Origin of the sequence: Secundilactobacillus angelensis (genome assembly GCF_012641075.1) — a bacterium.
GTDB lineage: Bacteria > Bacillota > Bacilli > Lactobacillales > Lactobacillaceae > Secundilactobacillus > Secundilactobacillus angelensis.
Genome location: NZ_JAAXLJ010000053.1, coordinates 1 through 1,353 on the forward strand (window position 1 = coordinate 1; position 1,353 = coordinate 1,353).

Genomic DNA, 1,353 nt, shown 5'->3' on the forward strand with positions numbered 1-1,353 from the left:
CGAGAGCGTAAAATATCTTGTGTAAATGCATAAAAGATTTCTGAATTGTATAGAAATAGGGAATGCCTTCCCTTATGATATTTAGTAACCACAGAAAACATCACAGGAGGCATTCCCCATGAATGAACTTACCACAGAAATTATCGCTGCACTAGCCCAAAAGCAAGATTTGGACGAAGTTTTTCGTCACCACCTCGAAATTGCGATTAACCAGCTGCTTCAAACCGAATTGGTAGAGTTTTTGGGTTACGAACGCTACTCATACGCTGGGACTAACACTGGTAATAACCGCAACGGCAGTTATGAGCGCTCGTTTGATACGAAGTACGGCCAACTTAACTTAACCATTCCTCGAGATCGCAATGGCCGGTTTAAAAATCATACCTTGCCAGCCTACGGTCGGCACAGTGATAATTTAGAAACAACGGTCATTCAGTTGTATACCAAGGGAATTACCACTGCTGAAATTGCCGAACTCATTGAGAAAATGTACGGTGCTCACTACTCCAAAGCCACGGTTTCCAACATGACTAAAGCCGTCAATGAACAGGTTCAAGCTTTCCAGCAACGTCGACTGGCTTCACAATATGCGGCCATCTTCTTAGATGCCACTTACTTGCCGTTAAAGCGGGATACCGTTCAAAAAGAAGCCGTTCATATTGCGATTGGCATTCGTCCAGATGGTACGAAAGAAGTGCTGAACTACCAAGTGGCGCCAACGGAATCGACTGGAATCTGGACTGAACTGCTGGGAACCTTGATCAAGCAGGGCGTTAAAGATGTGCTGTTGTTTGTGGCCGATGGGTTAGTTGGTTTGGATGAAGGCTTGAATCGGAATTTCCCTAAAGCCAAACGACAACGTTGCCTGGTTCATGTTGGGCGGAATCTGATGAACAAAGTTCGCGTAAAAGACCGCAAGGCCGTGATCAGTGACTTTAAACAAGTTCATCGGGCCGCCAACCGTGAAGCAGCCGAACTGAAACTGAATGAGTTCGCCAACAACTGGCATCAGACCTATCCCAAATTAATCAAAGATCTGCTTAAAATGCCGAATTTACTCACTTTCATGGACTTTCCACCAGCTATCCGGCAATCACTATACTCCACTAACCCGATTGAGAACTTTAATAAGCATCTCAAGCGCACCACCCACCACAAAGAACAATTTCCAACGGAAGATTCACTGGATCGCTTCCTGGTTTCTCAGTTTAATGTTTATAACGAGAAGTCTCTGAAGCGGATCCACCGAGGGTTCAAAGGACTCCAGGACACCTTGGAAGCATCATTTATTTAAGTTAGATACATATTATATGTACGAAGGCATTTCGTTTACACAAGATTCTTGACGCTACC

1 protein-coding gene is annotated in these 1,353 nt (G+C 44.4%); it reads left to right on the top strand.

All coding sequences use genetic code 11. The features are described 5' to 3' along the window. Positions 1-118: 118 nt before the first annotated feature. Positions 119-1,294, top strand: a complete 1,176-nt coding sequence (locus HC026_RS12295) for an IS256 family transposase (RefSeq protein ID WP_125715960.1) — start codon at positions 119-121, stop codon at positions 1,292-1,294. The last annotated feature ends 59 nt before the right edge of the window (positions 1,295-1,353 follow it).